Source organism: Nonomuraea candida (assembly GCF_000725485.1).
Taxonomy (GTDB): domain Bacteria; phylum Actinomycetota; class Actinomycetes; order Streptosporangiales; family Streptosporangiaceae; genus Nonomuraea; species Nonomuraea candida.
The window spans coordinates 268800-292622 of sequence record NZ_JOAG01000005.1 but is presented as its reverse complement, the minus strand read 5'-3'; the positions used below and the strand labels follow the sequence as shown (position 1 = coordinate 292622).

Genomic DNA, 23823 nt, shown 5'->3' with positions numbered 1-23823 from the left:
CCTGCGGGTTCGGGTCCTGCGGGTCCAGGGCCGGCAGGTTCGGGCCGGTCGGGTTCAGGTCCATGCCGTCAGCACCGCCTCGACCTGTTCGGCGTACGTATCCCGTCCATGTCCCGAAAAATCCCCCAGCCCCGGCAGCAGGTCCCCGAACGCGTTGACCTCCGCCACCGCCACCGACCGCCAGTCCGATCCCACCATCACGTCCACACCGGTGCTCAGGCTGCGCGGGAAGCACGCCGCCGCCCGCGCGCTCACCTCCAGCACCCGCTCCCACAACCCGGCCCGCCCCCGCACCACGTCCAGGTCGCCGCGCGCGCCGCCGAGGTGCAGGTTCGTCATGGGGGCGCGGCTCGTGCGCACCACCGCGTGCGTGGGCCGCCCCGCCACCGTCACCACCCGCAGGTCGAAGGCGCGCCCGCCGGTCGCCGCCTTGGGGAACCAGCGCTCGACGTGCAGCCCGTCCGGCGCCAGGAAGTCCACCAGCCGGCGCGCCTGCGCCTCCTCGGTCACGGTGCGGGGACGCAGCGAGTTGCACAGCACCCCGTCGATCGGGACCGCCGAGGTGACGGCCCTGATCCGCCCGGCGTGGGCCTGGAAGGCGATCACGCCGGAGGCCGAGGAGCCGTGGGCGGGCTTGACGAACACCCTGGCCCAGCCCCGCCGCGCCATCTCCGCGCGCAACTGCTCGTACGAGACCGCCTCGAACGCCTCCGGCACCGGCACCCCGGCCGCCGCCAGCACCGCGTGGCAGCGCCGCTTGTCGAACATCACCGCGATCTCGTCCACGTCCCCCAGCAGGCGCACGCCGGGGATCGCCGCGATCCGGCCAAGCCCGGCGGTGAACGACCGGTACCAGGCCGCGCCCCCGCCGACCCGCGCCGGATCGCCCGGCCCGCGCAGCAGCTCGTCGGCCCCCGCGTCCTCGCCGGGGGAGTCGATCCGCACCAACGCGCCCGCGGGCGCGCCGAGCTCGTGCCCGGCCAGCACGTCCCGCCACGGCACGACGTACGGCTCCGGGAGCCCCCGCGCCACCACGGCGTCGCGGAACAACGTCACCCGCCGGTCTCCCGGAGTGCCGACGACGGCGAAGCGCACCGTCACTCGCTCACCGCCACGTACGGCTCCTCACTGTGCAGCGGCTGCCCTTCCGCCAGATCGACGGCCACGCCGGGCAGCGCCCGCCGGCGGGGCCGCATGACCGGCAGGCCCGCGAAGCGCTCCCGGCGGGAGCCGCCGGCGTCGGAGTGGTAGACGGCCTCCTCGGGGAGGAACGTGTCGCCGGGATCGCGGGGATCGGCGGGCGTCTCCCAGTCCTCCCACTCCTCGTGGTCCTCGTCCACGTCACTCCGCCACGGTGATGTAGGGCCGTCCGTCGGACAGGTCGAACCGCGGCCCCGTCAGGTCGATCGCCACGCCGGGCAGCGCCCGCCGCACCCGGTCGGCCATGGCCCGGCTCAGGAAGTGGTGGCGCAGGTCGAGCACGCGCAGGTGGGTCAGCGGCTGGCCGCCGAGCAGCGCCTCCATGCCCCGGTCGGTGAGCGCCCCCTGGCCCAGGCTGAGCTCGTCGAGCCCGGCCACGACGGGCGCGGTGGCCAGCGCCGCCGCGACGGCGTCCTGCTGCTCGCTGTTGCGCAGGCCGAGCCGCCTGAGCGCGGGCAGCCGCGCGCCGGAGAAGACGTCGTCCAGGTCCTCCATGGTGTGGTCGCCGTAGTACCCCTCGGAGCCGAGCCACAGCTCCAGGTGCTCCAGCGCGGGGAAGTCGCTCGCGCCGACCGCCCTGACCACCGCGCCGGGCAGCCCGCCGGTCTCGAAGCGCAGCACCCGCAGGTGCTCGTGGGTGACGGGCCGCAGCGTCAGCCCGTCGGAGCCGCGCACCTCCAGCCGCTCCAGCCTCGGGTACGCCTCCAGCACCGGCGTGATGTCACCGTGCCCGATCCACGACATCTCCCACTGCTCGATGCCGATGAACCCGAGGAAGACGGCGGTGAGCGCGGGCAGCCGTGCGGCGTACTCGGCGAGGATCAGCGGCGCGTCCACCGCGCCGTAGCCGGTCACCGCCAGGGCCCGGACGTCGCCGGGGGCCACGTTCTCCAGCAGCTCGTCGAGTTCGCGGGGCAGGTCCGACTCGCCCCGGGAGGAGCCGGGCTCGGTGCCGTCGGTCACCATCCAGGCGACCCGGCCGGACGGCTCCCCGCCTGTGTCACCGTCCGTGTCCCCGCCTGTGTCCCAGCCCGCCTCGTCCACGCTCCTGACCGGCAGGCCGGCGAAGCGCTCGTTGCCGTAGATGTCGGGGTCGGCCAGCAGCGTGGCCCCGGGGTCGGGAAGCGTCCCCGCGCCCGCCTCGCTCGTCTCGCTCACCCGTTCACTCCCTCATGCGTCGCGCGCTCACGCGCTCGCGTGCTCATTCGCTCACCGCGACGTAGCGCGACTCGCCGGCCTCGGCCTGGAGCCGCTCGCACTCCTCCGCGGCGATCGCGCCGAGGAACAGGGCACGCAGCGCGGGCAGCCGGCCGGCGTGCTCGACGAGCTGCTCGATGACCAGCCCGCTGTCGAGGCCGAGGTCCTCCCACTCGCCGATGACGAGGGCCTGGACCTTCTCGGTCTCGACATTGTCGAAAAGCCAGCCGAAACTTTCGGCGATGGAGTCCGGCTGCTCGACGTCCCAGTCGCTGGCGGACAGGCGCCACGCGACGGCGCCGGGCTCCGGCGGCCATCCGCCGGCGGGCGTCTGGGCCGGCCCCTCGCCTGCGGGTGTCAGTGCCGGCCGCCCACCGGCGGATGTCGCTGCGGGCCGCCCACCGGTGGCGGCCGGGACGGACACCACGGGGAGGCCGGCGTAGGTCTGGCGGTAGCCCTCGTCCTCGCGGGGCTGCTCGTCGATCAGGTGGACGGCCATGTCACTCGCTGACCTGGACGTAGCGCCAGTCCTCGTCGCGGTCGCTCGGCTCCGACAGCCGGACCTCGACCCCGGGCAGCGCCCCGGCGAGACGCTCCATCATCGCCGTGCTCAGGTAGTGGTGGTCGAGGTCGAGCCAGCGCAGGTGGGTGAGGGGCTGGCCGCTGAGCAGCGCCGCCGCGCCCTCGTCGCCGAGCGAGCCCATCGACAGGCTCAGCGACTCCAGCCTGGCCACGACGGGGGCGCCCGCCACGGCGGCGGCCAGCTCGTCGGCGAACGGGCTGTTCTGCAGGCCCAGGTGGCGCAGCGCGGGCAGCCGCTCGCCGCTGAGGATGGCGGCGCAGTCGGCGGTGGTGGCGTCGCCGCCGTACTCCTCGACGCCGAACCAGAGCTCCAGGTGCTCCAGGGCGGGCAGGTCGGAGCCGCCCACGGCGCGCACGACGCCGGCGGGCAGGCCGCCGGTCTCGAACCTGAGCACGCGCAGCGACTCGTGACGCACCGGGGCGAGCCTGAGCCCCGTGCCGCCGCGCACCTCCAGCCGCTCCAGGCGGGGGAACGCCTCCAGCAGCGGCGTGATGTCGGACTGCTGGATCCAGGAGATCTCGGCCTGCTCGGGCGTGATCGCGCCGAGGAACAGGGAGCGCAGCGCGGGCAGGCGGCCGGCGTTCTCGGCGAGGCGGGCGATGATCGGCGCGCTGTCGGTGTCGTAGCACTCCTCCCACTCGCCGATCACGATGGCCTGGACCTTCGCCGGGTCCACGTTCTCGAAAAACCAGTCGAAACTTTCGGAGATCGACTCGGGCGCGTCGTCGTTCCACTCGCTGGCCTCGAAGCGCCAGGCGACGGAGGCGGGGTCGGGCAGGGGCGTCGGCTCGTCGTCCTCGATCTCGTACGCGCAGGCCACCGGAAGGCCGGCATAGGTCTCGGTGTAGGTGTCGCGGTGGCTGGGCCGGTGGTCGCTCATCGAATGGTCCTGGTGTCGGGGGATGCGGTTGTCCTGTCCTACCAGATCCGTACGACATTTCGCGATCAATCAGCCCAGGCGCGGGTGGAGAGCGGGTCAATCCTTGAGATTGCCGGCCAGGAGGTCGAGCAGGGGCTGCCGGCGTACGCACCGGTCCAGCAGGAACGAGTCGGCCAGGGCCAGCAGTTCGTCGTCACCCAGCCCGCGGAACAGCCCGGCGTACTCGGGCAGCAGCGCCTGCGCCAGCAGGATGTGCCGGATCAGGTCGTCGGTCTGGTAGCGCGCTCCCCACGGATAGGGGTCCCACTCGGGGGCCTCCGTCTCGATCAGCGCGTGCAGCGGGGCCAGCGCCTCCGACGACTCCTCCATCGTCGAGCCCCAGCGGTCCACGCCGAGCCGCCGCTTCTTGGCGATGAACCCGCCGAACCGCTCCAGGTACGGCTCCGAGACGTGCACCAGCCCCTGCAGCCCCACGTCCTTGTACGTCCACAGCGACCAGCCCGCGCCGTGCGCGTCGTAGATCGCGAGCTGGTCGCGCAGCAGCCGGTAGCGCTGCTCGTCCACCGCCGGGTCGCCGGTGTAGACGGGCCCGAACTCGCCCACCCACAGCGGCGTGCCAGTCTCCCGCTGGAAGCGGGAGCGCCTGGCGAACGTGCGCTCCAGCTCGCCGCGGTCGCACCACTCGCCCCGGGTGTAGCCGGGGTAGGGGCCGCCGTGCGCGAATCCGGCGAGCGCGTAGTCGTGCAGGACGAAGACGGTGTTCTCATACACCTCCCGAAATATCGAGAAATCGGTGGCGTACGTGTTGCCGTCCAGGAACAGGACGTGCCGCGGGTCGGCGGCCCTGATCGCCTTTACCAGCCGGTCGTAGAACGGGCCGATCACCTTGCCCGACACGTCACCCGGCTCGTTGACCGGGTTGTAGCCGGCCACCCAGGGATGGTCGCGGTAGTGGTCGGCGATGACCTCCCACAGGTGCACCGCCCGGTCCTGGAAGTGCCGGTGCTGCCAGAACGCGGCCACGTGGGTGGGGTTGTCGGAGTGCCAGTGCTGGTTCTGGGCGCCGGGCAGCGCGTGCAGGTCGATCACGCTGTAGATGCCGTGCCGGCCCAGCAGGTCGACCACCCGGTCCAGGTGGCGGAAGCCGCTCGGGTCGATCTCCATCGGCCGGTCGTCGGACTCCCAGTGGCGGTAGTTGACCGGGATGCGCACGCAGTTCATGCCCAGCCCGGCCAGCAGCGCCGCGTCCCGCTCGGTGAAGAACGAGGTGAGCAGCCGGTCGAAGTACAGCTCCGCCCGCTCCTCGCCCAGCACCGAGCGGACGGCGGAGCGCATGGAGGACTCGTCGGCCGGGTGGCCGGTGATGAAGTTCTCCATGTTCATCCAGCCCCCGAGACCCACCCCCCGCAGGCGTATCGGGCTGCCGTCGTCCGCGACGAGACGGGTGCCGGACACACGCAGCATGGGCTCACCCCTTCGTGGCGCCGGCGGTGAGCCCGCCGACCAGATGACGTTCGGCCAGGGCGTAGAACCCGAGGGCGGGCACCATGGCCAGGATGAGATAGGCCAGGATGCGGGCGGTGTCGGAGGCGTACTGGCCCTGGAACTGCTGGATGCCCAGCGGCAGTGTCCAGCTCGTCTCCTCGCTGAAGACCACCAGCGGCAGCATGAAGTTGTTCCAGCTCCCCACGATGGCCAGCACCGAGACGGTGGCGATGGCGGGCCTGGCCATGGGCAGCAGGATGCGCCAGAAGAACCCGAACGGCGTGCACCCGTCGATCGTGGCCGCCTCCTCGATCTCGCCGGGGATGCTGCGGAAGAAGCCGCGCAGGATGATGATCGTCAGCGGCAGGCCGAAGGCGGCCTGCGTGAGGATCACGCCGAGCGGGCTGTCCAGCAGCCCCAGCGTGCGCAGCAGCACGAAGATGGGCAGGATCGCCACCGCGAACGGGAACATCAGCCCGGCGGTGAACAACGTGAAGTACAGCTCCCTGCCGCGGAAGGCGAACCTGGCGAAGACGAACGCCGCCAGCGCCGACAGCGCGACCGTCACCACGGTCGTGACGACGGCGATGAACGTGCTGTTCCACAACTGCCGCCAGAACGAGCCCGAGCCCAGCACGTCGGTGTAGTTGGCGGTGACCCACGTCGCGGGCAGGCCGAACGGGTTCTCCGACAGCTCGCTGTTGGACTTGAAGCCGCCGAGCAGCGCGTAGACGACCGGGATGACCATGAACACGCCCACGACGATCGCGATCACGTGCAGGGGCAGCGTGTGGCGCCGCCGCTTCACGGGCTTCCCGCCGTGCTTCGCGGTGGCGGTGGAGTGGGTCATGGCCGGCCCCCTTGGGACGTCATCGCGCCCTGGAGATCGCGGCGCATCACGAAACGCTGGTAGACGAGGGCGAAGACGAGGCTGAGCCCGAACATGACGACGCTGATCGCGCTGGCGTAGCCGACCTGGGAGCGTTTGAAGCCCCAGTCCATCATGGTGACGGCCATCGTCTCCGAGGCGTGCGACGGGCCGCCGCCGGTGAGGATCCAGACCAGGTCGAAGAGCTGGATGGTGTAGATGACCGACAGGAAGACGCTGATCCGGATCGTCGGGCCGAGCAGCGGCAGCGTGACGTGCCTGAACGTCTTCCAGCCCGTGGCGCCGTCGATCTGGGCGGCCTCGATGAGCTCGTTCGGGATGTTCTGCCGCCCGGCGAGATAGATCATCATGTGGAAGCCGAAGTACTTCCAGGTCATGACCAGGAAGAGCGACGGCATCACGGTGTCGGGGTCGGCCAGCCACTCCGACTCCCATCCGAACACCGACAGGAGCCGGTTGGCCATGCCGGACTCGGGCGAGAGGATCAGCGAGAACAGCACGCCGGTGATGACCTCGGACAACACGTACGGCGCGAAGAACAGCACCCGATACAGCGCCCGGCCGCGGATGCGCTGGTTCAGCAGCATGGCGATGGCCAGCGAGAACGGCAGCTGCACGCAGATCGACAGCACCACCAGGACCAGCAGGTGCCGCAGGTCCTGGGCGAAGATCTCGCTGGAGAACAGCCGGGTGAAGTTGTCCAGGCCGATGAAGTCGGTGGGCAGGCCGCCGAAGCCGTTCCACCGGAACACGCTCGCGTACAGGGCCACCAGCATGGGGGCCACGACCAGCAGGAGGAACAGGACCAGCGCGGGCAGCAGGAACAGCGCGATGGTGAGCGCGAGCCCGCGGCGCCTGGCGGCAGGGGCGGGGGCCGGAAGCGGTGGCGCCTCCGGCCCTTTCGTGAGAGTCGTCATCCTTCGCTCTTGGCCACTTCGGTGATGTCGGCGCCGACCTCTTCCGGCGTCTTCGTGCCGGCGATCAGCTCGGCCACGCTGTCGTTGACCTGCTGGCCGACCGCGGGCGGGTAGGCCTGGTCCAGGTAGAGCTGGTAGCCGGTGGCGCCGGCCAGCAGCGTGGCCACCTGCTTGAGGTTGGGGTCCTTGACCGCGCTCTCCTCGCCCTTGAGCACCGGCAGCACGCCGCCGGCCTCGACGGCCTTGGAGTGGTTGCCCATCTCGGTCATGAACTTCACGAAGTCCACGGCCTCCTTGGGGGCGTCCGCGCCGACGGCCAGGCCGCCGCCACCGCCGAACGCGTCACCGATCGAGCCCTTGCCGCCCTCGACCGCGGGGAACGGGAAGAAGCCGAGGTCGTCGCCGAGGCCCTTGCCCGAGTCCTGCTGCACGCTCGGCGCCCACTGGCCCATCAGCTCCATGGCCGCCTTGCCGTTGCTGACCGTGGCGGACTGGCCGTCGGGGGTGGAGTAGGCCGCGCCGAGGAAGCCCTTCTGGAACGGCTGCAGGTCGGCCAGCGCCTTGACCTGCTGCCCGGCGGCGATGAAGTCGGGCTTGGTGAAGTCGTGGTCGACGGCCGCCTGCTTGAGCGCGTCCAGGCCGGCGATGCGCAGGGCGAGGTAGGCCCAGTAGTAGTGGCCGGGCCACTTCTCCTTGCCCGCCAGGGCGATCGGCGTGATGCCCGCCGCCTTGAGCTTCTTGACGTCTTCGAGGAACGCCGACCAGGTGGCCGGGGGCTCGGTGATGCCCGCCTGCTGGAAAAGTTTCTTGTTGTACCAGAAACCCACCAGCCCGATGTCGGTCGGCAGCCCGTACGTCTTACCGTCCAGCTGGTACGCGCTCAGCGCCGCCGGAGTGAAGGTCGGCAGCACGTCGGCGACGTCGGCGGAGATGTCCTTGACCAGCCCCGCGTCGATCTGCTGCTTGAGCACGCCGCCGCCCCAGGAGGCGAAGACGTCGGGCGCGTTGCCCGACTGGGTGATCGTGGTGAGCTTGGCCTTGTACGCCTCGTTCTCCAGGACAGTGGCCTTGATCGTGACGTTCGGGTTCTTGGCCTCGAACTCCTTGGCGCGCTGGGCCCAGAGCGTCTTGAGCGGCTCGGCGGTCGACAGGTGCCACCACTCCAGCGTGACCTTGCCGGGGGAGCCGCCGGCGCTCTGCTGAGGGGCCTCCCCGCCTCCGCCACCGCCGCATCCGGCCAGGAGCACAGCCGCGGCGACCAACACCAGACTGCGTTTCATAGGGGTCCTTTCCTCAACCATGGACGAAAGTTTCGTGAAACCCCCGATAATTTCTTTGGCGCGATCGTAGGTAAACACGAAGTAAAGCGTCAACACCTCGGCCGGGAGCGATCCCAAACCGAAACTTTCGGATACACTCCCGATTTGTGTCAGCGAAGAGGCGGGTGACGATCGCACTGATCGCGGAGGAGGCCGGGGTCTCCATACCGACGGTCTCGAAGGTCATCAACGGGCGCCCGGAGGTCGCTCCGGCGACCCGCCACAGGGTCGAACGGCTGCTGCAGGAGCACGGCTACCAGCGGCGCATCAGCCAGGACGACACCCCGGCCGGCCTGGTGGACCTGGTCTTCGCCGAGATCGAGTCACCCTGGGCCATGGAGATCGTCCGAGGGGCGGAGAGCGCGGCCCACGAGGCCGGCGCCAGCGTCGTCATCTCGGTCCTGCACACCCACGCCGGTCCCGGCCGCGACTGGCTGGAACGCCTGGCCGCCCGGCGCACGGACGGCGTCGTGATAGTCGCCTCCCGGCTCTCCACGGGCATCCAGGCCCAGCTCAGCGCCCGCTCGCTGCCGTTCGCCGTGGTCGACCCCGAGGGCGAGCCCGCGCCGGGCGTCGTCTCCGTCGGCGCCACCAACTGGAACGGCGGCCTCGCCGCCACCCGCCACCTGCTCGAACTCGGGCACCGCCGGATCGGCATGATCAGCGGCCCCGCCGACATGCTGTGCAGCCAGGCCCGCATCGACGGCTACCGCGCCGCCCTGGAGACGGCCGGCCTGCCCGTGGTGCCCGAACTCATCAAACGCGGCACGTTCCTCGTCGAGTCCGGCCACGACCAGGGCCACGCCCTGCTCTCCCTCCCCGAACCGCCCACCGCCATCTTCGCGGGCAGCGACCTGATGGCCTTCGGCGTCTTCGAGGCCGCCCGGCAGCGCGGGCTGCGGGTCCCCGAGGACCTGAGCGTCGTGGGCTTCGACGACCTGCCCCTGGCCAAGTCGGCCTGGCCGCCCCTGACGACCGTACGCCAGCCGCTGCAGGAGATGGCGGCCCTGGCGACCCGGACGGTGCTGGCCATGGGGCACGGCGAGGTTCCGGAGACGAAGCGGGTGGAGCTGGCCACGGAACTGATCGTCCGCGACAGCACGGCGCCTCTCTGATGATCGTGCGCCGGCGGTTCCGGGGGAACGGTCTGCGCGATCTCCATCAACCTCCGGTCCAGCAGGAACAGTTCGACGCATTCACCTTCAGCAACCTACCCGCCTCCCCGGCGGCGTCCCGCGGTGTGACGGCCGGGCAGCGTCCCGCGGTGTGACGACTGGACTCGGTAGGGTCCTGCGGTGTGACGACGGAGTTGGAGCAGCTTGCCGCGCGGCTGCGCGAGTTCGCGCGGGTCAGGGAGTGGGAGCGCTTCCACACGCCGAAGAACCTGGCGATGGCGCTGGCGGGCGAGGTCGGGGAGCTGGTGGCGGAGTTCCAGTGGCTGACGGCCGAGGAGTCGGGCAGCCCCGACCCGGAGACGCTGGCCAGGATGCGCACCGAGCTGGGCGACGTGGCCCTCTACCTCGTGCGGCTGGCGGACGTCCTGGGGGTCGATCTGGTGGAGGCCGCGCGGGACAAGCTCGACGACAACGAGCGCCGTTACGACGCGGAGCTGTATCGGGGGTCTGCGAGGAAGGCCCCGAGATAGGCGCCCCCGGCAGGTGCCGGAGGGACCCGCGGCCTGAGGGTGGAGGAGGGCAGCGGGGCAGGCGGTGCGGGCTGTTGCGCCGCTTCTCGTGACCTCGTCCGCACGAATAGGGTGACGAGCATGCGATTTGGGGTGCTGGGGCCGCTGGCCGTCTGGACGGACGCCGGGGAGCCCGTGACGATCCCTGGGCTGAAGGTCCGGGCGCTGCTGGTGGACCTGCTCGTCCACGAGGGACACCCGGTCTCGGTGGACCGGCTGGTCGACGACCTGTGGGGTGAGGAGCCTCCGGCCAACCCGGCGGGGGCGCTGCAGGTGCGCGTCTCCCAGCTGCGCAAGGCGTTCGAGGACGCCGAGCCGGGCGGCAAGAACCTGGTGGTGTCCCGGGCCCCCGGCTACCTGCTGCGCGCCGACGCCGGGGCGGTGGACGCCATCCGCTTCGCGGAGCTGCTGACCAGGGCCGAGGCGGCCGACAGCCCCAGGACGAAGGCGGGGCTGCTGGGGGAGGCGCTGGCGCTGTGGCGGGGGCCGGCGTACGCGGACTTCGTGGACGAGGAGTACACGAGGTCGGCCGTGCACCGGCTGGAGGAGCAGCGGCTGTCGGCGCTGGAGCAGCACGCCGAGGCCCGGCTGGAGCTGGGCGAGCACGCGCTGCTCGTGGGCGAGCTGGGCGACCTGGTGGGGCGGCATCCGCTGCGCGAGCGGCTGCGCGCCGTGCACATGCGCGCCCTCTACCGGGCGGGACGGCAGAGCGAGGCGCTGGCCAGTTTCGGCGAGCTGCGCGAGCGGCTGGCCGAGGAGCTCGGCCTCGACCCCGGGCCCGAGCTGGTCGCGCTGCACCAGGCGATACTCGGGCAGGACCCGGCGCTGAGCGTGCCCGCCGAGCGGCCCACGACCAACCTGCCCGCCTCCGTCAGCAAGCTGATCGGCAGGGACGAGGCCCTGGCCGAGGTGTGCGGGCTGGTCGGGGAGGAGCGGCTGGTGACGCTCACCGGCAGCGGCGGGGTCGGCAAGACCCGGCTGGCGCTGGAGGTGGCGAACCGGCTGCTGGCCGACTTCGCGGACGGCACCTGGCTGGTCGCCCTCGACCAGGCGTCCCGCTCGCCGGCCGAGGCGGTGATGGCGGCCCTGGACATCAGGGAGGAGGCCACGCCCGCGCTTCCCGCCGGGGACGCGGCGGGGCCGGGCGAGGCGGCTCTGGCGGCGGGGCCGGGCGAGGCGGCTCTGGCGGCGCGGCTGGCGGCCGTGCTCAGGCCCAGGCGCATGCTGCTCGTGCTGGACAACTGCGAGCACCTGGTCGAGCAGGTCGCCGAGCTGGCCGAGCTGCTCCTGCGGGCCTGCCCCGACCTGCGGATCCTGGCCACGAGCCGGGAGCCGCTGGCGGTGGCGGGCGAGGTGTTGTGGAACGTGCCGCCGCTCGACGTGCCCACCAGCGCCGACCTGGCCGCGATGGCACGTTCCGACGCCGTGCGCCTCTTCGTGGCCAGGGCCGCCGCCTCGGCCCGCGGGTTCCGGCTGGAGGCGGGCAACGCGCAGGCCGTCGCGCAGCTCTGCCGGCGGCTCGACGGCATCCCGCTGGCGCTGGAGCTGGCCGCCACCCGCGTGCGGGCGCTCGGCGTGCAGGGCGTGGTGGCCCGGCTGGACGACCGGTTCCGGCTGCTGGCCTCCGGCCAGCGCGGCGCGCCCGCCCGCCAGCAGACGCTCACCGCGGTGATCGACTGGAGCTGGGACCTGCTGTCGCAGGAGGAGCGGGTGGTCCTGCGCCGCCTGGCGGTGCACGCCGACGGCTGCACGCTGGAGGCGGCGGAGGCCGTCTGCGCCGCCGGCTCGTCCTCCGGCGATGGTGATCCCGCCCCAGGGCCGGCCGCGCTGGACGCGCTGGATGTGCTGGACGTGCTGGCCAGGCTCGTCGATCGTTCGCTGGTGGTGGTCGTGGACGCCCCGGCCGGGGTCAGGTACCGGCTGCTGGAGTCGGTGTCGGAGTACTGCCTGGCCAGGATGGCCGACGCGGGCGAGCTCGACCGCGTGCGGCGGGCGCACCTGCGCCACTACCTGGAGCTCGCCGTGCGGGCCGAGCCCGAGCTGTACGGCCCCGAGCAGCGCGACTGGCTGCTGCGCCTGGACGCCGAGGCCGCCAACATGCGGGCGGCGCTCGACACCGCGGCGGCCCAGGGGGACGCCGGCGGCGCGGCCCGCCTGGTGAACGCCCTGGCCTGGTACTGGTTCCTGCGCGGCCGGCTGGCCGAGGGCCGGCGGGCGCTGGCGACGGCGCTGTCCGTCCCCCGCCCGGCCGGCGACGACGACCCCGAGCGGGCCAGGGCGGCGGCGTGGGAGGCCGGGTACGCGGTCATGCTCGGCGAGCGGGTGGACTGGAAGGCCGCGCTGGAGGCGGTGCCCGACCCGGGGCAGCGGGCCAGGGCCGAGCTGTTTCTCGGGCTGCACGTCGAGGACATGCCGACCGGGCAGGAGCTGACGGAGCGGGCGCTGGCCACGTTCCGGCAGGTCGGCGACCGATGGGGGATCGCCACCGCGCTCAGCAGGCAGGCCATGGACGCCTTCACCGTGCGCGACACCGAGGCGATCGAGCGGATCGCGGGGGAGAGCGCCCGGCTGTTCACCGAGCTGGGCGACCGGTGGGGGCTGCTGCGGGCCACCGAGTGGCTGGCGTCGCTGGCCGAGATGCGGCAGGACGCCGAGGGCGCCAACCGGCTCTTCGGCGAGGGGCTGCGGATGGCCGAGGACCTGGGGCTGTGGGCCGAGGTCGCCACGCACACCGCCTGGCTCGGCTGGGTGGCGCTGCAGAGCGGCGAGTACGTCCGCGCCACGGAGCTGTGCGAGCGGGCGCTGAAGCAGGCCAGCGCCCAGGGGTACATGAAGGGCGCGACCATGGCCGAGATGGGCCTGGCCTACGCCGCGCGCCGGGCCGGGCGGCTCGACCTGGCCGAGCGGCACCTGAACCACCTGCTCGAAGGGCTGTCGCGGGACCCCGACGGCGAGCCCGCCCTGCACCTGCCCGACACGCTCATCGAGCTGGGCCATCTCAAGGAGCTGCGCGGCGACCCGGCGGCGGCCATGGAGCTGCACGCCGAGGCGCTGGCGTTCGGCCGGAAGATCGGCGATCCCCGGACGTCGTCGAGCGCCGTGGTCGGGGCCGCGGCCGCCGCGGGCGGCACCGAGAAGGCGGCCCTGCTGCTCGGGCTGGCGGCGGCGGTCAGGGAGGCCAACCAGCTCACGGTGGGCATCTCGGAGCTGGTGGACATCGACCGGGCCACGGCTCGGGCGCGCGAGGCGCTCGGGGAGGAGGCGTTCGCGCGGGCGTACGAGCAGGGCGCCGCCCACAAGCTCGACGACGCCGACAAGCTGCTCTGACCCGCCGCGCCCGCCCGCAGGATCCGCTCCTCAAATGAGGGAGGGGGACTTGACGTAGGCGGCCAGGCGGTCGAAGAACTCGTTCCAGCCCTCCTTGGCCTGCGCGGCGTGCTCCTGGTCGGTGTTGACGCCGTACTGGTGGAAGCGCATCTCGGTCTTGCCGTCCGTCTCGGTCAGGCCGACGGTCACGACGGAGGCGGGCGCGTCGCCGGGGTGGTCGGGGTCGCCGGTGGTGAAGACCAGCCGCTCGGGCGCCTCGACCTCCCGGTACGTCCCGTCCAGCGTCACCTCGAACCCCTCCTCGCCCACCAGCGTGGAGCGCCAGACCCCGCCGGGGCGCACGTCCAGGCTGATCCGGCCCACCGGCGCGGTCAGCGTCGCGGGCCCGAACCAGCGGGAGAAGCGCTCGGGCTCGGTCCAGGCGGCCCACACCAGCTCGCGAGGGGCGTCGAAGATGCGGATCAGGTCGTACTCGGCGGTCTGGGTCATGTCCTGTTCCTCCCTGTCGGTCTGTCGTATGTCCCCACCATGACGCGCGAGGCTTACGATCCCCTTCTCGTGACCTTTAGACGCGTGGCACGCTGAGTTCATGCGGATCATTCGCGCGGACAGGGTGCTCACCGGCCGCCGGGGAGAGGTGATCGCGAACGGCGAGGTCCTCATCGACAAGGGGAAGATCGTCTCGGTGGGGCCGCGGGGCAGCGCCGGCGCGGCGGACGACGTCCTCGACCTGCCGGGGCACACGGTGCTGCCCGGGATGATCGACGCGCACGTGCACCTCGGCTTCGACGACAAGGTCGATCCGGTGACCCGGCGCAGCCCCGAGAGCGACCACCACCTGCTGCTGCGGATGGCCGAGAACGCCCGCAAGCTCGTCTCCGCCGGCGTCACCACCGCCCGCGACCTGGGCGCGCGCGGCTTCCTCGACCTGGCGCTGCGCGACGCGATCGAGGAGGGCCTGGCCGTCGGCCCCCACCTCGTGGCCGCCACCAGGCCGATCACCATCACCGGCGGCCACTGCTGGTACATGGGCGGCGAGGCCGACGACGAGCCCGCCATCCGCCGCGTGGCCAGGGAGAACCTGCGCGCGGGCGCCGACTGCCTCAAGGTGATGGCCTCCGGCGGCCTGATGACGCCGTCCGCGCCGCCGAGCTGGGTGCCGCAGTACGACACCGGGCAGCTCCGCGTGGTCGTCGAGGAGGCCGCCGCGCGCGGCAAGGGCGTGGCGGCGCACGCCCACGCGCACGCCTCGATCCGCAGCTGCGTCGAGGCCGGCGTGACCACCATCGAGCACTGCTCGTTCCTCACCGCCTCCGGTCACCGCTTCGACCCGGAGCTGGCCGACCTGGTCGCGCGGTCCGGCACGTACGTCTGCCCCACCGTGCACGGCGCGACCGAGCGCATCCGCCAGGTGTACGGGGAGAAGATGCTGCAGGACTGGCTGGCCGGGATCGCCGGCATGCGCGAGGCCGGGGTGCGCCAGATCGCGGGCACCGACGCCGGGTTCGCCGTCGGCGGCATCCCCAACGCCACCGACGGTTACGTGGGCGGCCTGGAGGTGTTCGCGACGGTCGGCTACGGCAACGCGGAGATCATCGAGATGGCCACCGTGCTGGCCGCCGACGCCTGCGGGGTGGGGGAGGTCGCGGGCAGCCTCGACCCCGGCAAGCGGGCCGACCTCGTCGCGGTGGCGGGCGATCCGCTCTCACGCCTCGCCGACCTGCGCAACCTGGCGCTCGTGCTGGTGTCGGGGCGGTCGGTCGGGCAGGGCGCGGTGGACACCGTGACGCCGTCCGTCGGCTGACCTGGCCCTGCCAGAGCATTTTTTCGGGATATCGGGAGGAGAACGCATGCTGCCCTGGTCCGCCGAGCTGGCCGGCCGGCTCGATCACCACGAGGTGGACAGCGCGCTGCTGCGCGGCAACCCGCTGGGCGACCCGCACCGGCGGCCGCTCGTGGTGTACGTGCCGCCCGGATACGACGACGAGCCCGGCCGCCGCTACCCGTCGGTGTACGTGCTGCTCGGCTACACCGGGCACGTCGGCATGTGGTTCAACCGGATGCCGTTCCGGCAGCCGTACCCGGAGCTGGCCGACGCGGTGTTCGCCGGCGGCGACGTGCCGCCCGTCATCGTCGTGTACGTGGACGCCTGGACCTCGCTCGGCGGCAGCCAGTATCTCGACTCGCCCGCCACCGGCCGCTACCACTCCTACCTGCGCGACGAGATCGTCCCGTACGTGGACGCGCACTACCGCACCCTGCCCGATCGTGACCACCGGGCCGTCACCGGCAAGTCGAGCGGCGGCTACGGGGCCATGGTGACCGCCATGCTGGCGCCCGACGTGTTCGGCGCGCTGGCCACGCACGCCGGTGACGCGCTGTTCGAGGTCAGCTCGCGGCCGAGCTTCCCCAAGCTGGCGCGCCGGCTCCGCGACATGTACGGCGGCTCGTACGACGCCTTCCTCGCCGACTTCCGCGGCCGGCCGGCCGGCACCAAGGAGGGCGACCTGGAGCTGCTGGAGATGTACGCCTACGCGGCCGCCTACTCCGCCGACGAGGACGGCACCGTGCGCCTGCCCTTCGACGACACGGGCGCCGTCGTGCCGGAGGTGTGGCGGCGCTGGCTGGCCAGGGACCCGGTCGTCATGGCCGGGGAGCCGCGCCACGCCGAGGCGCTGCGCTCGATGCGGGCGATCTGGGTGGACGCGGGCAGCCGCGACGAATACTTCCTCGACTTCGGCGCGGTCGCCTTCCACCGGGCCCTGGAGGCGGCGGGCGTGCCGGCGGAGCGGATCCACTTCGAGCTGTTCGACGCCGGCCACGGAGGCATCGAATACCGCTATCCGCCGGCCCTGTCCTGGCTGGCGCACCGACTGACCGGGGGTGACCTGGGCAGATAGGGGAGAACAGGACAGGAGGGGGACGGCGATGGCACGCGCGAACCGGGTCCGGGTGCGCCGGGTCTACGAGGAGCCGACGGCGGAGGACGGCGCCAGGGTGCTGGTCGATCGCATGTGGCCGCGCGGGGTCGCCAAGGCCGGGCTCGACCTCGACGAGTGGTGCAAGCAGGTCGCCCCCTCCACCGAGCTGCGCACCTGGTACCGGCACGACCCCGAGCGGTTCCCCGAGTTCGCCCGCCGCTACCGGGAGGAGCTGGCCTACCCCGAGCGGGCGCAGGCGGTGGCGCACCTGCGCGAGCTGGCCGCCAACGGCGGGGTGACCCTGCTGACGGCCACCAAGGACGCCGAGATCAGCTCGGCCGCGGTGCTCGCCGAACTGCTCCGGCACTGACCCGGGGGCTCCGGGCTCCGGGTTCCCGGTTCCCGGTTCCGGGCTCTGGGCTCTGGGCTTCCGCCGGACCGCTGGTGATGGCTCACCGCCTGCGGCGATCCCCGCTAGGCTGCCGCAATGACTCTGAAAGAGCAGGTACGCGAGCTGCGCCTGCAGGGCAAGTCCCCCAAGGAGATCGCCCGCGCGCTCAAGGTCTCCCCGTCCGCCGTGGCGCCGCTGATCCGCGCCATCGCCGCGGAGGGCGCCGGGACGGCCGAGCCCGCCGAGGCCGAGGTCGTCGGCTGCTGGATCAACGTGGGCTGGAGCGAGGGCCTGGGCGTCGACCCGGCGCGCGGCTGGGCGGACGAGGCCCCCGACGCCGGCGTGGGCGGCATGGTGTCCGTGCTCGTCGCCCGGCGGCACGGCTGGGACCGGCTGCACGTCTGCGGCTACCTCGCCGACGTCTACTGCATGGGCGTGAAGAACGCCATCGGCCCCGACGTGATCGACCACCGCCAGCTCAGCCAGTTCCGCGAATACTTCTTCGGCGAGTACACCGGCTGGCAGGAGGTCCCGATCGAGCTGGTCAGGCACCTGGTCTTCGGCTCGATCGACTACGCCCGCACGCTCGGGTTCGAGCCGGACGACGCCTTCGGGCCCGGCGCCGACCTGCTGGGCAAGTGGGAGGGCGAGTCGGCGATCACGTTCGGCCGCGACGGCAGGCCCTTCTACGTGCAGGGGCCCTCCGACGACCCGGCCAAGGTGCTGCGCACGCTGCGCCGCACGCTCTCCGACGACGAGTTCGGATACGTCACCGTGGACCAGTGACGGCTGCGGCTCACCGCAGACCGGTGACCCGCAGCGTGAGGTTGAGGCGGCCGGCGGCCAGCCCCGTGGCGGGGTCGCCGGTGCCGGGGTAGACCTTCGGCACGCCGTGGTAGGCGAAGCGCGACGGCCCGCCGAAGACGAACAGGTCACCGGATTCGAGGCGCACGTCGGTGTACGGCCGCCCGCGCGTCTCGGTGTTGCCGAAGCGGAACAGGCAGGCGTCGCCGATGCTCAGCGACACCACCGGGGCGTCGGACCTCTCGTCCTTGTCCTGGTGCATGCCCATCCGGGCCTGGTCGTCGTAGAAGTTGATCAGGGCGGTGTCGGGCTCGTACGCCGGGCTGCCGCCGTACGCCTCGGCCAGCGCGCGGCGGCCCAGCTCGGCCAGCCACCCGGGGAGCTCCGCCACCCGCCGGCCGTTCACGTCGTGCGCCAGCCGGGTGTAGCGGTACGGCTGCCAGTGCCAGCCCAGGCAGACCGTGCGCACCGACATGACGCCGCCCCCGGGCAGCGCCGTGTGCCGCATCGGCACCGGGCCCCGCGCCCACTCGCGGCAGGCCCGGACGAGGTGGCGCTGCTCGTCGAGCGTCAGCCAGCCGGGCACGTGCACCGCGCCCGGCGCGATCTCTCGCATCGGCAGCGGGATCACGACGGCTCCCGGAAGATCACGTTACGGCCGATGCGCCAGGTGTTCCCGTCGTGGTCGGCGCCGCGCATGCCCTCCAGTGTCCCCGGCGGGGCCAGGGCGACCGCGCCCGCGGTGGCCGCGAAGCCGTACGTACGGGCCGGGTCCCAGCCGGTGCTGCGCCGCAGCCGCTCGCTCATCCCCGCCCATCCGCGCGGGGCGCCGGCCACCACCCAGGCGTCGGGCTCGCCGGCCGTGAACCGCCTGGCCTGCCGCAACCAGGAGGCCGCCTCCTCGGGCCAGCTCACGACGTCCAGCACGATGCCCGGCCACGCCCGCGCGAACGCCTCGGCGACGGGGGCGGCGTCCCGGCCGTGCCCGATCACGATCGTGCGGGGCCGCCGCGCCCGCACCAGCTCGACCACCTTCGCCAGCTCGACCGCCCGCCGCCCGCACCGGCTCGACCGCCTTGGCCGGCTCGACCGCCTTGGCCGGCTCGACCGCCTTGGCCGGCTCGACCGCCTTGGCCGGCTCGACCGCCCGCACCGGCTCGACCGCCCGCACCGGCTCGACCGCCCGCACCGGCTCGACCGCCTTGGCCGGCTCGACCGCCTTGGCCGGCTCGACCGCCTTGGCCGGCTCGACCGCCTTCGTCAGCTCGGCCACCCCCATCAGCTCCGCCGTCACGGCATCACGCTCCAGAGCGCCGGCTGCAGGACGCCTTCGAGGGTGAGCAGCTCGCGCTTGCGTTCGAGGCCGCCGGCGTATCCCGTCAGCGCGCCGTCGGCGGCGACCACGCGGTGGCAGGGCAGGACGACGAGCAGCGGGTTCGCGCCGATGGCGGCGCCGACCGCGCGGACCCGGTCCGGCGGCACGCCGATGCGCGCGGCCAGCGCCCCGTAGCTCGTCGTGGTCCCGTACGGCAGCCGCGCCAGCTCCGCCCACACCCGCTCCTGGAACGCGCTGCCGCGTGCGGCGAGGGGCAGGCCGAAGGAGGTGCGCTCGCCCGCGAAGTACGCGCCGAGCTGCCGCTCCGCCTCGGCGAACGCGCGCGGCTCGCGCCGCCGCCCCGCCCGCGCCGAGGTCACGTCGAACGACACGCGGGTCAGCGCCGTGCCGTCCCCGGCGAGCAGGATCTCGCCCAGCGGGCTGTCGATCGTCGTGTAGATGTCCATACTCCCTACAACACCGCCGTGCCCCCGCACTTCAGCGGTTTTCGGACCTCGCGGCGCCCTCTTTCGCGTCCCGCCCCCGATGATCAACAATGGACGGCGTACGCTCACCGTGACCCGGAGCGAGGAGTGAACAGGCATGGCGGAATCGCGCGAATATCCCTTCACCGGCACGAGGGGCCGCATCACGGCCCGCGAATGGCCCCACGAGCAGCCACGCTACCTCGCCCTCCTCATCCACGGATACGGCGAGCACATCGGCCGTTACGAGTACGTGGCCGACCGGCTCGTCCGCCACGGCGCCGCCGTCTATGGCCTCGACCACCTGGGCCACGGCAAGTCGGAGGGCGACCGGGCGCTCGTGACGGACTTCGAGGACGTGGTGACCGACGTGCACACCGTCGAGGACCGCGCCAGGGCGGAGCACCCCGGCGTGCCGGTCGTGGTGATCGGCCACTCCATGGGCGGCATGATCGCGGCCCGCTACGCCCAGCGGTACGGCTCCGGCCTGGACGCGCTCGTCCTGTCCGGCCCGGTGCTCGGTGAGTGGGCGATCGTGCCGGAGCTGCTGGCGTACGACGAGCCGCCGGAGGTGCCGATCGACCCGGCGACGCTCTCCCGCGACCTGTCGGTGGGCGCCGCGTACGCCGAGGACCCGCTGGTGTGGCACGGGCCGTTCAAGCGGCCGACCCTGGAGGCGTTCGCGACGACGCTGGCCACGATCGCCAAGGGCGGCACGCTCGGCGCGCTGCCCACGCTGTGGGTGCACGGGGAGGAGGACCAGCTCGTCCCGCTGGCCGGCAGCCGCGTCGGCATCGAGGCGATCAAGGGCGACGACCTGAGCGAACGCGTCTACCCGGGGGCGCGCCACGAGGTCTTCAACGAGACCAACAAGGACGAGGTCCTGGACGACGTCACCCGCTTCATCGACCACGCCCTCTCCCTCTGACGCCTCCACCCGTTTCGCCGACCACGTCCTTCCCCTCTGACGCCTCCACTCGTTTCGCCGACCACGCCTTCCCCCTCTGACGGCCACCGCCCACGCTGCCCCGGCTCCCGGACCGGTTCCCCCTCAACCGTCCCTTGCCCCGCTGCCACTCAGCGACCGCCTGCACCACGACGGGCATCACCACCAGTGCCGAAGACGGGGAGGGCGAGTGGCGACGGGTGCTCGGCGTCGTGTCAGATCTCCAACCGCGTGGGCCGGGTCCGCACGGCCTCGCCACCGCTCACCGGTGCCGTGGTTGCGCGAACCGGGAAACGCCCCACCGCCACCTGCACCCGGCCCCCCATGGCAAGGCGATGACTTTTCGCCCCCTGGCTGGTCTGCCTTGGCAAGGAGGCGCCATGACCGAACACGACGCGCACCACCCGGCCCGACTCACTCCGCACGCCTGCCGACCCCCGGGCCCTGCCCGCCAAGGCCCCCGGGACGCCGCCCACCGCCCCTTGACCACCGGGGACGTGGCCGAGGACCGGCGACGGCCGGCCGCCGGCGCTGCGCGAGGGGACGTGGTCAGGGGGTGGCGATGAACGCAGGACCGGACTTGGCGGCCGACTCCAACCGAGCGCTGACGGCCGGAGTGGCACTACTGGAGCGTGCCATCGACTACGCCCTCGGCAGCCTGCGAATCGTCACCCCGAACGCCCTATGCCGCCCCACACCTTGCTCGGGCTGGACCCTGCGGCACCTGCTGGAGCACATGCACGACTCCCTCCAGACCCTGAACGAAGCCGCCACCACCCATCACATCCCCGCCCAAACCACCCACACCACCGCCCTGGCTCTCCGGGATGACGCCCTGGAGGTGCTCGGCCGGTGGGCCGCGCTGCTCACCGACCGGACCGTCTCCATCGGTGACCGCCACCTCACCAGCCCGATGGTGGCCGCGGTCGGTGCCATCGAGATCTCCGTACACGCCTGGGACGTGGCCGGGGCGTGCGGTGAGCACCATCCGATCCCGCCGCTCCTGGCCGAGGAACTGCTCGACCTGGCCCTGCTGTTCGTCACGCGGGCGGACCGCCCCCAGAGGTTCGCCCCGCCGGTGAGGGTGCCCGAGTGCGCGCCCGCGCAGGACCATCTTCTTGCCTACCTAGGACGCCACCCTGACTGGTTCGTCCACAATTGAGCGGGCGCCCTCCTCACATCAGCCGCCCACACGCCGTACGATCACCCTGTACGGCACAGTCAGACCACATATCCCACCACCGCTCTTGGCGAACCAGGGACGTCCTGCCCGATACGGTGAGAAGATCGGTAATGAGGTGACCGGCCACGGCCGGAACGACCACGCAGACCACACCGTGCCAGGGGGACTGAACCTTTCGGCCGAGCCCGCGAGGGCGGCACGCGATCGCCGCGCGGACAGGCCGACCAACGTGGTGGCGACGACCGTTCTTCGTGCGGCCGTCGCCACCACCCAGCCTCCGGCCCACCTCCGCGGGCCCAGCCTCCCCACCCGATTCCACGGACCCTGGCCTTCCCGCCCGGCTTCACAGGCTGGTTTGCCGTCCTGGCCCTTGCCGGGCGGCTCCCAGCGTCGGCTGGGCTGGGTTAGAGAAGGGTGGAGGTTTCGGGTGGGGGTGGGGTGGTTTCGTGGAGGGTTTGCAGGACTTGCTCGCCGTATTTGGCCAGTTTGTTCTCGCCGACCCCGTTGACCCTGCTCAGCTCCGCCAGCGTCGTCGGGGCCAGGGTGGCGATCTCGCGGAGCGTCGCGTCGTGGAAGATGACGTAGGCGGGCACCCCCTGCTCCTTGGCCGTGGCCCCACGCCAGGCGCGCAGGCGCTCGAAGACGGGGGCGGCCTCGGGCGGCAGCTCCACCGCGGCCTGGGCGGGCTTGGCGCCGGAGGAGGTCTTGGCGGCCTTGGCGGGGCGCAGGGTGTCGCGGCGCAGGTGGACCTCGCGCTGGCCGCGCAGCACCGCCGCGCTGGCGTCGGTCAGCACCAGCGCGCCGTAGTCGGGCTCCACCGCCAGCAGCCCCTGGGCCAGCAGTTGCCGCACCACCCCGTGCCACTCCGCGTTGCCCAGCTCGTCTCCGACTCCGAACACCTTCAGCGTGTCGTGCCCGTGCTGCAGCACCTTGGCGGTCTTCTTGCCGAGCAGGATGTCGACCACCTGCCCCACCCCGAACTTCTGCCGCCGCTCCCGGTCGAGCCGCAGCACCGTGGAGAGCACCTTCTGCGCCGGGATCGTGCCGTCCCAGGAGGCGGGCGGCGTCTGGCAGGTGTCGCAGTTGCCGCACGGCTCGGAGCCCTTCTGCCCGAAGTAGTCGAGCAGCATGGTGCGGCGGCAGCCCACGGTCTCGCAGAGGGCCAGCATCGCGTCGAGGTGGTGCACCTGCCTGCGGCGGTGGGCGTCGTCGCCCTCCAGCGCCATGCGCCGGTGCTGCACCACGTCTTGCAGGCCGTAGGCCATCCAGGCGGTGGCCGGCAGGCCGTCGCGCCCGGCCCGCCCGGTCTCCTGGTAGTAGCCCTCCAACGACTTGGGCAGGTCGAGGTGGGCCACGAAGCGCACGTCGGGCTTGTCGATGCCCATGCCGAACGCGATCGTGGCCACCACGATCAGCCCGTCCTCGCGCAGGAAGCGCGACTGGTGCAGGGCGCGGGTGCGGGCGTCGAGACCCGCGTGGTAGGGCACCGCCGCGATGCCGTTGTCGACCAGGAACTCGGCGATCTTCTCGACCGAGGAGCGCGACAGGCAGTAGACGATGCCCGACTCGTCGGGGTGCTCGGTGCGCAGAAACTCCAGCAACTGCCGCTTGGGCTCGCTCTTGGGCGTGATGCGGTAGTGGATGTTGGGCCGGTCGAAGCTGGCCACGAAGTGGCGGGCCTGGTCGAGGCCGAGCCGGGAGGAGATCTCGGCGTGCGTGGCCGGGGTGGCGGTGGCGGTCAGCGCGATGCGCGGCACGTCGGGCCACAGCTCCCGCAGCCTGGACAGCTCCAGGTAGTCGGGACGGAAGTCGTGGCCCCACTGCGACACGCAGTGGGCCTCGTCGATGGCGAACACCGAGATGTCGCCCTTGCCCAGCAGCCGCAGCGTGGCGTCGAGGCGCAGCCGCTCGGGGGCCAGGTAGAGCAGGTCGAGCTCGCCGGCCAGGAACTCCGACTCCACGAGCTGCCGCTCGTCGAAGTCCTGCGTGGAGTTGAGGAACCCCGCCCGCACGCCGAGCGCCCGCAACGCGTCGACCTGGTCCTGCATCAGCGCGATCAGCGGTGAGATGACGACCCCCACGCCCTTTCGCACCAGCGCGGGGATCTGGTAGCAGAGCGACTTGCCGCCGCCGGTGGGCATGAGGACGAGCGCGTCGCCGCCGGCCACGACGTGATCGATGATCTCCTGCTGCCCTTCCCGGAACGAGTCGTAGCCGAACACGCGGTGCAGGACGTCGGTGGGGGTATCCATGCGGCTACCTTACGTGTTCGTGGGTGTACGGTTCGTCATTTCCGC

23 protein-coding genes are annotated in these 23823 nt (G+C 72.5%); 9 read left to right on the top strand and 14 right to left on the bottom strand.

From position 1 onward, the window contains the following. Window positions 1-54 precede the first annotated feature (54 nt). From IO39_RS04995 to IO39_RS04955, 9 genes are all read right to left on the bottom strand, one after another. Window positions 55-1101, bottom strand: coding sequence for an STM4014 family protein (locus IO39_RS04995; protein ID WP_342671398.1), 1047 nt, complete (start codon window positions 1099-1101; stop codon window positions 55-57). Beyond that, window positions 1098-1340, bottom strand: coding sequence for a hypothetical protein (locus IO39_RS04990; RefSeq protein ID WP_043616555.1), 243 nt, complete (start codon window positions 1338-1340; stop codon window positions 1098-1100). The genes IO39_RS04995 and IO39_RS04990 overlap by 4 nt, the downstream gene beginning before the upstream one ends. Window position 1341: 1 nt before the next feature. Further along, on the bottom strand, window positions 1342-2358 hold the full coding sequence (locus IO39_RS04985; protein WP_052422450.1) for an STM4015 family protein: 1017 nt from the start codon (window positions 2356-2358) through the stop codon (window positions 1342-1344). Between the two features lie 43 nt (window positions 2359-2401). Continuing rightward, complete coding sequence (locus IO39_RS04980; protein ID WP_043616552.1) at window positions 2402-2896, bottom strand: hypothetical protein; 495 nt, start codon at window positions 2894-2896, stop codon at window positions 2402-2404. A gap of 1 nt (window position 2897) precedes the next feature. Then, window positions 2898-3860 carry an STM4015 family protein gene (locus IO39_RS04975; RefSeq protein WP_043616549.1) on the bottom strand — a complete coding sequence of 321 codons (963 nt, stop codon included), beginning with the start codon at window positions 3858-3860 and terminating at the stop codon, window positions 2898-2900. A 96-nt stretch (window positions 3861-3956) separates the two neighbouring features. After that, on the bottom strand, window positions 3957-5324 hold the full coding sequence (locus IO39_RS04970; protein WP_043616546.1) for a glycoside hydrolase family 5 protein: 1368 nt from the start codon (window positions 5322-5324) through the stop codon (window positions 3957-3959). A 4-nt stretch (window positions 5325-5328) separates the two neighbouring features. Next, window positions 5329-6195, bottom strand: coding sequence for a carbohydrate ABC transporter permease (locus IO39_RS04965; protein WP_043616544.1), 867 nt, complete (start codon window positions 6193-6195; stop codon window positions 5329-5331). Further along, window positions 6192-7151 carry a carbohydrate ABC transporter permease gene (locus IO39_RS04960; protein ID WP_043616542.1) on the bottom strand — a complete coding sequence of 320 codons (960 nt, stop codon included), beginning with the start codon at window positions 7149-7151 and terminating at the stop codon, window positions 6192-6194. The genes IO39_RS04965 and IO39_RS04960 overlap by 4 nt, the downstream gene beginning before the upstream one ends. After that, entirely contained in the window at window positions 7148-8431 is a 1284-nt protein-coding gene (locus IO39_RS04955; protein WP_084772260.1) for an extracellular solute-binding protein, read from the bottom strand. The genes IO39_RS04960 and IO39_RS04955 overlap by 4 nt, the downstream gene beginning before the upstream one ends. A gap of 146 nt (window positions 8432-8577) precedes the next feature. Between IO39_RS04955 and IO39_RS04950 the strand changes: the two genes are divergently transcribed. The 3 genes from IO39_RS04950 (at window position 8578) to IO39_RS04940 (ending at window position 13481) form a co-directional block, all read left to right on the top strand. Next, the gene (locus IO39_RS04950; RefSeq protein WP_043616538.1) at window positions 8578-9585 is read left to right on the top strand and encodes a LacI family DNA-binding transcriptional regulator; all 1008 of its coding nucleotides are present in this window, start codon (window positions 8578-8580) and stop codon (window positions 9583-9585) included. Between the two features lie 182 nt (window positions 9586-9767). Next, the gene (locus tag IO39_RS04945; RefSeq protein ID WP_043616535.1) at window positions 9768-10115 is read left to right on the top strand and encodes a nucleotide pyrophosphohydrolase; all 348 of its coding nucleotides are present in this window, start codon (window positions 9768-9770) and stop codon (window positions 10113-10115) included. Between the two features lie 120 nt (window positions 10116-10235). Further along, a complete protein-coding gene (locus tag IO39_RS04940) occupies window positions 10236-13481 on the top strand; it encodes an AfsR/SARP family transcriptional regulator (RefSeq protein ID WP_043616532.1) in 3246 nt (1081 codons plus the stop codon). A 30-nt stretch (window positions 13482-13511) separates the two neighbouring features. Here the strand turns inward: IO39_RS04940 and IO39_RS04935 are convergent, their stop codons facing one another. Beyond that, window positions 13512-13970: an SRPBCC family protein gene (locus IO39_RS04935; RefSeq protein WP_043616529.1), complete on the bottom strand. Its 459-nt coding sequence runs from the start codon at window positions 13968-13970 to the stop codon at window positions 13512-13514. Between the two features lie 100 nt (window positions 13971-14070). Here IO39_RS04935 and IO39_RS04930 point away from each other — a divergent pair, with 100 nt between their 5' ends. From IO39_RS04930 to IO39_RS04915, 4 genes are all read left to right on the top strand, one after another. Further along, window positions 14071-15285 (top strand): amidohydrolase family protein, encoded by a 1215-nt coding sequence (locus tag IO39_RS04930; RefSeq protein ID WP_052422448.1) that lies wholly within the window; start codon window positions 14071-14073, stop codon window positions 15283-15285. Window positions 15286-15331: 46 nt separating this feature from the next. Next, the gene (locus IO39_RS04925) at window positions 15332-16381 is read left to right on the top strand and encodes an alpha/beta hydrolase (protein ID WP_043616527.1); all 1050 of its coding nucleotides are present in this window, start codon (window positions 15332-15334) and stop codon (window positions 16379-16381) included. Window positions 16382-16409: 28 nt separating this feature from the next. After that, window positions 16410-16772 (top strand): DUF488 domain-containing protein, encoded by a 363-nt coding sequence (locus IO39_RS04920; protein ID WP_043616524.1) that lies wholly within the window; start codon window positions 16410-16412, stop codon window positions 16770-16772. Between the two features lie 117 nt (window positions 16773-16889). Continuing rightward, complete coding sequence (locus tag IO39_RS04915) at window positions 16890-17579, top strand: helix-turn-helix domain-containing protein (RefSeq protein WP_043616520.1); 690 nt, start codon at window positions 16890-16892, stop codon at window positions 17577-17579. Window positions 17580-17589: 10 nt separating this feature from the next. Here the strand turns inward: IO39_RS04915 and IO39_RS04910 are convergent, their stop codons facing one another. The 3 genes from IO39_RS04910 to IO39_RS04900 all read right to left on the bottom strand — a co-directional run bounded on the left by IO39_RS04910 (window position 17590) and on the right by IO39_RS04900 (window position 19379). Then, window positions 17590-18213 (bottom strand): alpha-ketoglutarate-dependent dioxygenase AlkB family protein, encoded by a 624-nt coding sequence (locus IO39_RS04910; RefSeq protein ID WP_043616831.1) that lies wholly within the window; start codon window positions 18211-18213, stop codon window positions 17590-17592. A gap of 11 nt (window positions 18214-18224) precedes the next feature. Further along, window positions 18225-18629, bottom strand: coding sequence for a hypothetical protein (locus IO39_RS04905; protein ID WP_211266885.1), 405 nt, complete (start codon window positions 18627-18629; stop codon window positions 18225-18227). A gap of 258 nt (window positions 18630-18887) precedes the next feature. Next, window positions 18888-19379, bottom strand: coding sequence for a methylated-DNA--[protein]-cysteine S-methyltransferase (locus IO39_RS04900; RefSeq protein WP_043616517.1), 492 nt, complete (start codon window positions 19377-19379; stop codon window positions 18888-18890). A gap of 136 nt (window positions 19380-19515) precedes the next feature. Here IO39_RS04900 and IO39_RS04895 point away from each other — a divergent pair, with 136 nt between their 5' ends. Together IO39_RS04895 and IO39_RS04890 are read left to right on the top strand one after the other, a co-directional pair. Further along, window positions 19516-20325: an alpha/beta hydrolase gene (locus IO39_RS04895; protein WP_043616514.1), complete on the top strand. Its 810-nt coding sequence runs from the start codon at window positions 19516-19518 to the stop codon at window positions 20323-20325. Between the two features lie 580 nt (window positions 20326-20905). Then, the gene (locus IO39_RS04890) at window positions 20906-21505 is read left to right on the top strand and encodes a TIGR03086 family metal-binding protein (protein WP_043616825.1); all 600 of its coding nucleotides are present in this window, start codon (window positions 20906-20908) and stop codon (window positions 21503-21505) included. Window positions 21506-21930: 425 nt separating this feature from the next. On the opposite strand, the gene recQ is transcribed toward IO39_RS04890, so the two are convergent. After that, complete coding sequence (gene recQ, locus IO39_RS04885; RefSeq protein ID WP_043616511.1) at window positions 21931-23778, bottom strand: DNA helicase RecQ; 1848 nt, start codon at window positions 23776-23778, stop codon at window positions 21931-21933. Between the last annotated feature and the right edge of the window lie 45 nt (window positions 23779-23823).

What these genes read in the sequence shown, in the direction of transcription:
- IO39_RS04980 (WP_043616552.1), bottom strand. Translation starts at nt 2,896, where the DNA reads ATGGCCGTCCACCTGATCGACGAGCAGCCCCGCGAGGACGAGGGCTAC.
- IO39_RS04975 (WP_043616549.1), bottom strand. Translation starts at nt 3,860, where the DNA reads ATGAGCGACCACCGGCCCAGCCACCGCGACACCTACACCGAGACCTAT.
- IO39_RS04970 (WP_043616546.1), bottom strand. Translation starts at nt 5,324, where the DNA reads ATGCTGCGTGTGTCCGGCACCCGTCTCGTCGCGGACGACGGCAGCCCG.
- IO39_RS04965 (WP_043616544.1), bottom strand. Translation starts at nt 6,195, where the DNA reads ATGACCCACTCCACCGCCACCGCGAAGCACGGCGGGAAGCCCGTGAAG.
- IO39_RS04960 (WP_043616542.1), bottom strand. Translation starts at nt 7,151, where the DNA reads ATGACGACTCTCACGAAAGGGCCGGAGGCGCCACCGCTTCCGGCCCCC.
- IO39_RS04955 (WP_084772260.1), bottom strand. Translation starts at nt 8,431, where the DNA reads ATGAAACGCAGTCTGGTGTTGGTCGCCGCGGCTGTGCTCCTGGCCGGA.
- IO39_RS04940 (WP_043616532.1), top strand. Translation starts at nt 10,236, where the DNA reads ATGCGATTTGGGGTGCTGGGGCCGCTGGCCGTCTGGACGGACGCCGGG.
- IO39_RS04935 (WP_043616529.1), bottom strand. Translation starts at nt 13,970, where the DNA reads ATGACCCAGACCGCCGAGTACGACCTGATCCGCATCTTCGACGCCCCT.
- IO39_RS04930 (WP_052422448.1), top strand. Translation starts at nt 14,071, where the DNA reads ATGCGGATCATTCGCGCGGACAGGGTGCTCACCGGCCGCCGGGGAGAG.
- IO39_RS04925 (WP_043616527.1), top strand. Translation starts at nt 15,332, where the DNA reads ATGCTGCCCTGGTCCGCCGAGCTGGCCGGCCGGCTCGATCACCACGAG.
- IO39_RS04920 (WP_043616524.1), top strand. Translation starts at nt 16,410, where the DNA reads ATGGCACGCGCGAACCGGGTCCGGGTGCGCCGGGTCTACGAGGAGCCG.
- IO39_RS04915 (WP_043616520.1), top strand. Translation starts at nt 16,890, where the DNA reads ATGACTCTGAAAGAGCAGGTACGCGAGCTGCGCCTGCAGGGCAAGTCC.
- IO39_RS04910 (WP_043616831.1), bottom strand. Translation starts at nt 18,213, where the DNA reads ATGCGAGAGATCGCGCCGGGCGCGGTGCACGTGCCCGGCTGGCTGACG.
- IO39_RS04900 (WP_043616517.1), bottom strand. Translation starts at nt 19,379, where the DNA reads ATGGACATCTACACGACGATCGACAGCCCGCTGGGCGAGATCCTGCTC.
- IO39_RS04895 (WP_043616514.1), top strand. Translation starts at nt 19,516, where the DNA reads ATGGCGGAATCGCGCGAATATCCCTTCACCGGCACGAGGGGCCGCATC.
- IO39_RS04890 (WP_043616825.1), top strand. Translation starts at nt 20,906, where the DNA reads ATGAACGCAGGACCGGACTTGGCGGCCGACTCCAACCGAGCGCTGACG.
- recQ (WP_043616511.1), bottom strand. Translation starts at nt 23,778, where the DNA reads ATGGATACCCCCACCGACGTCCTGCACCGCGTGTTCGGCTACGACTCG.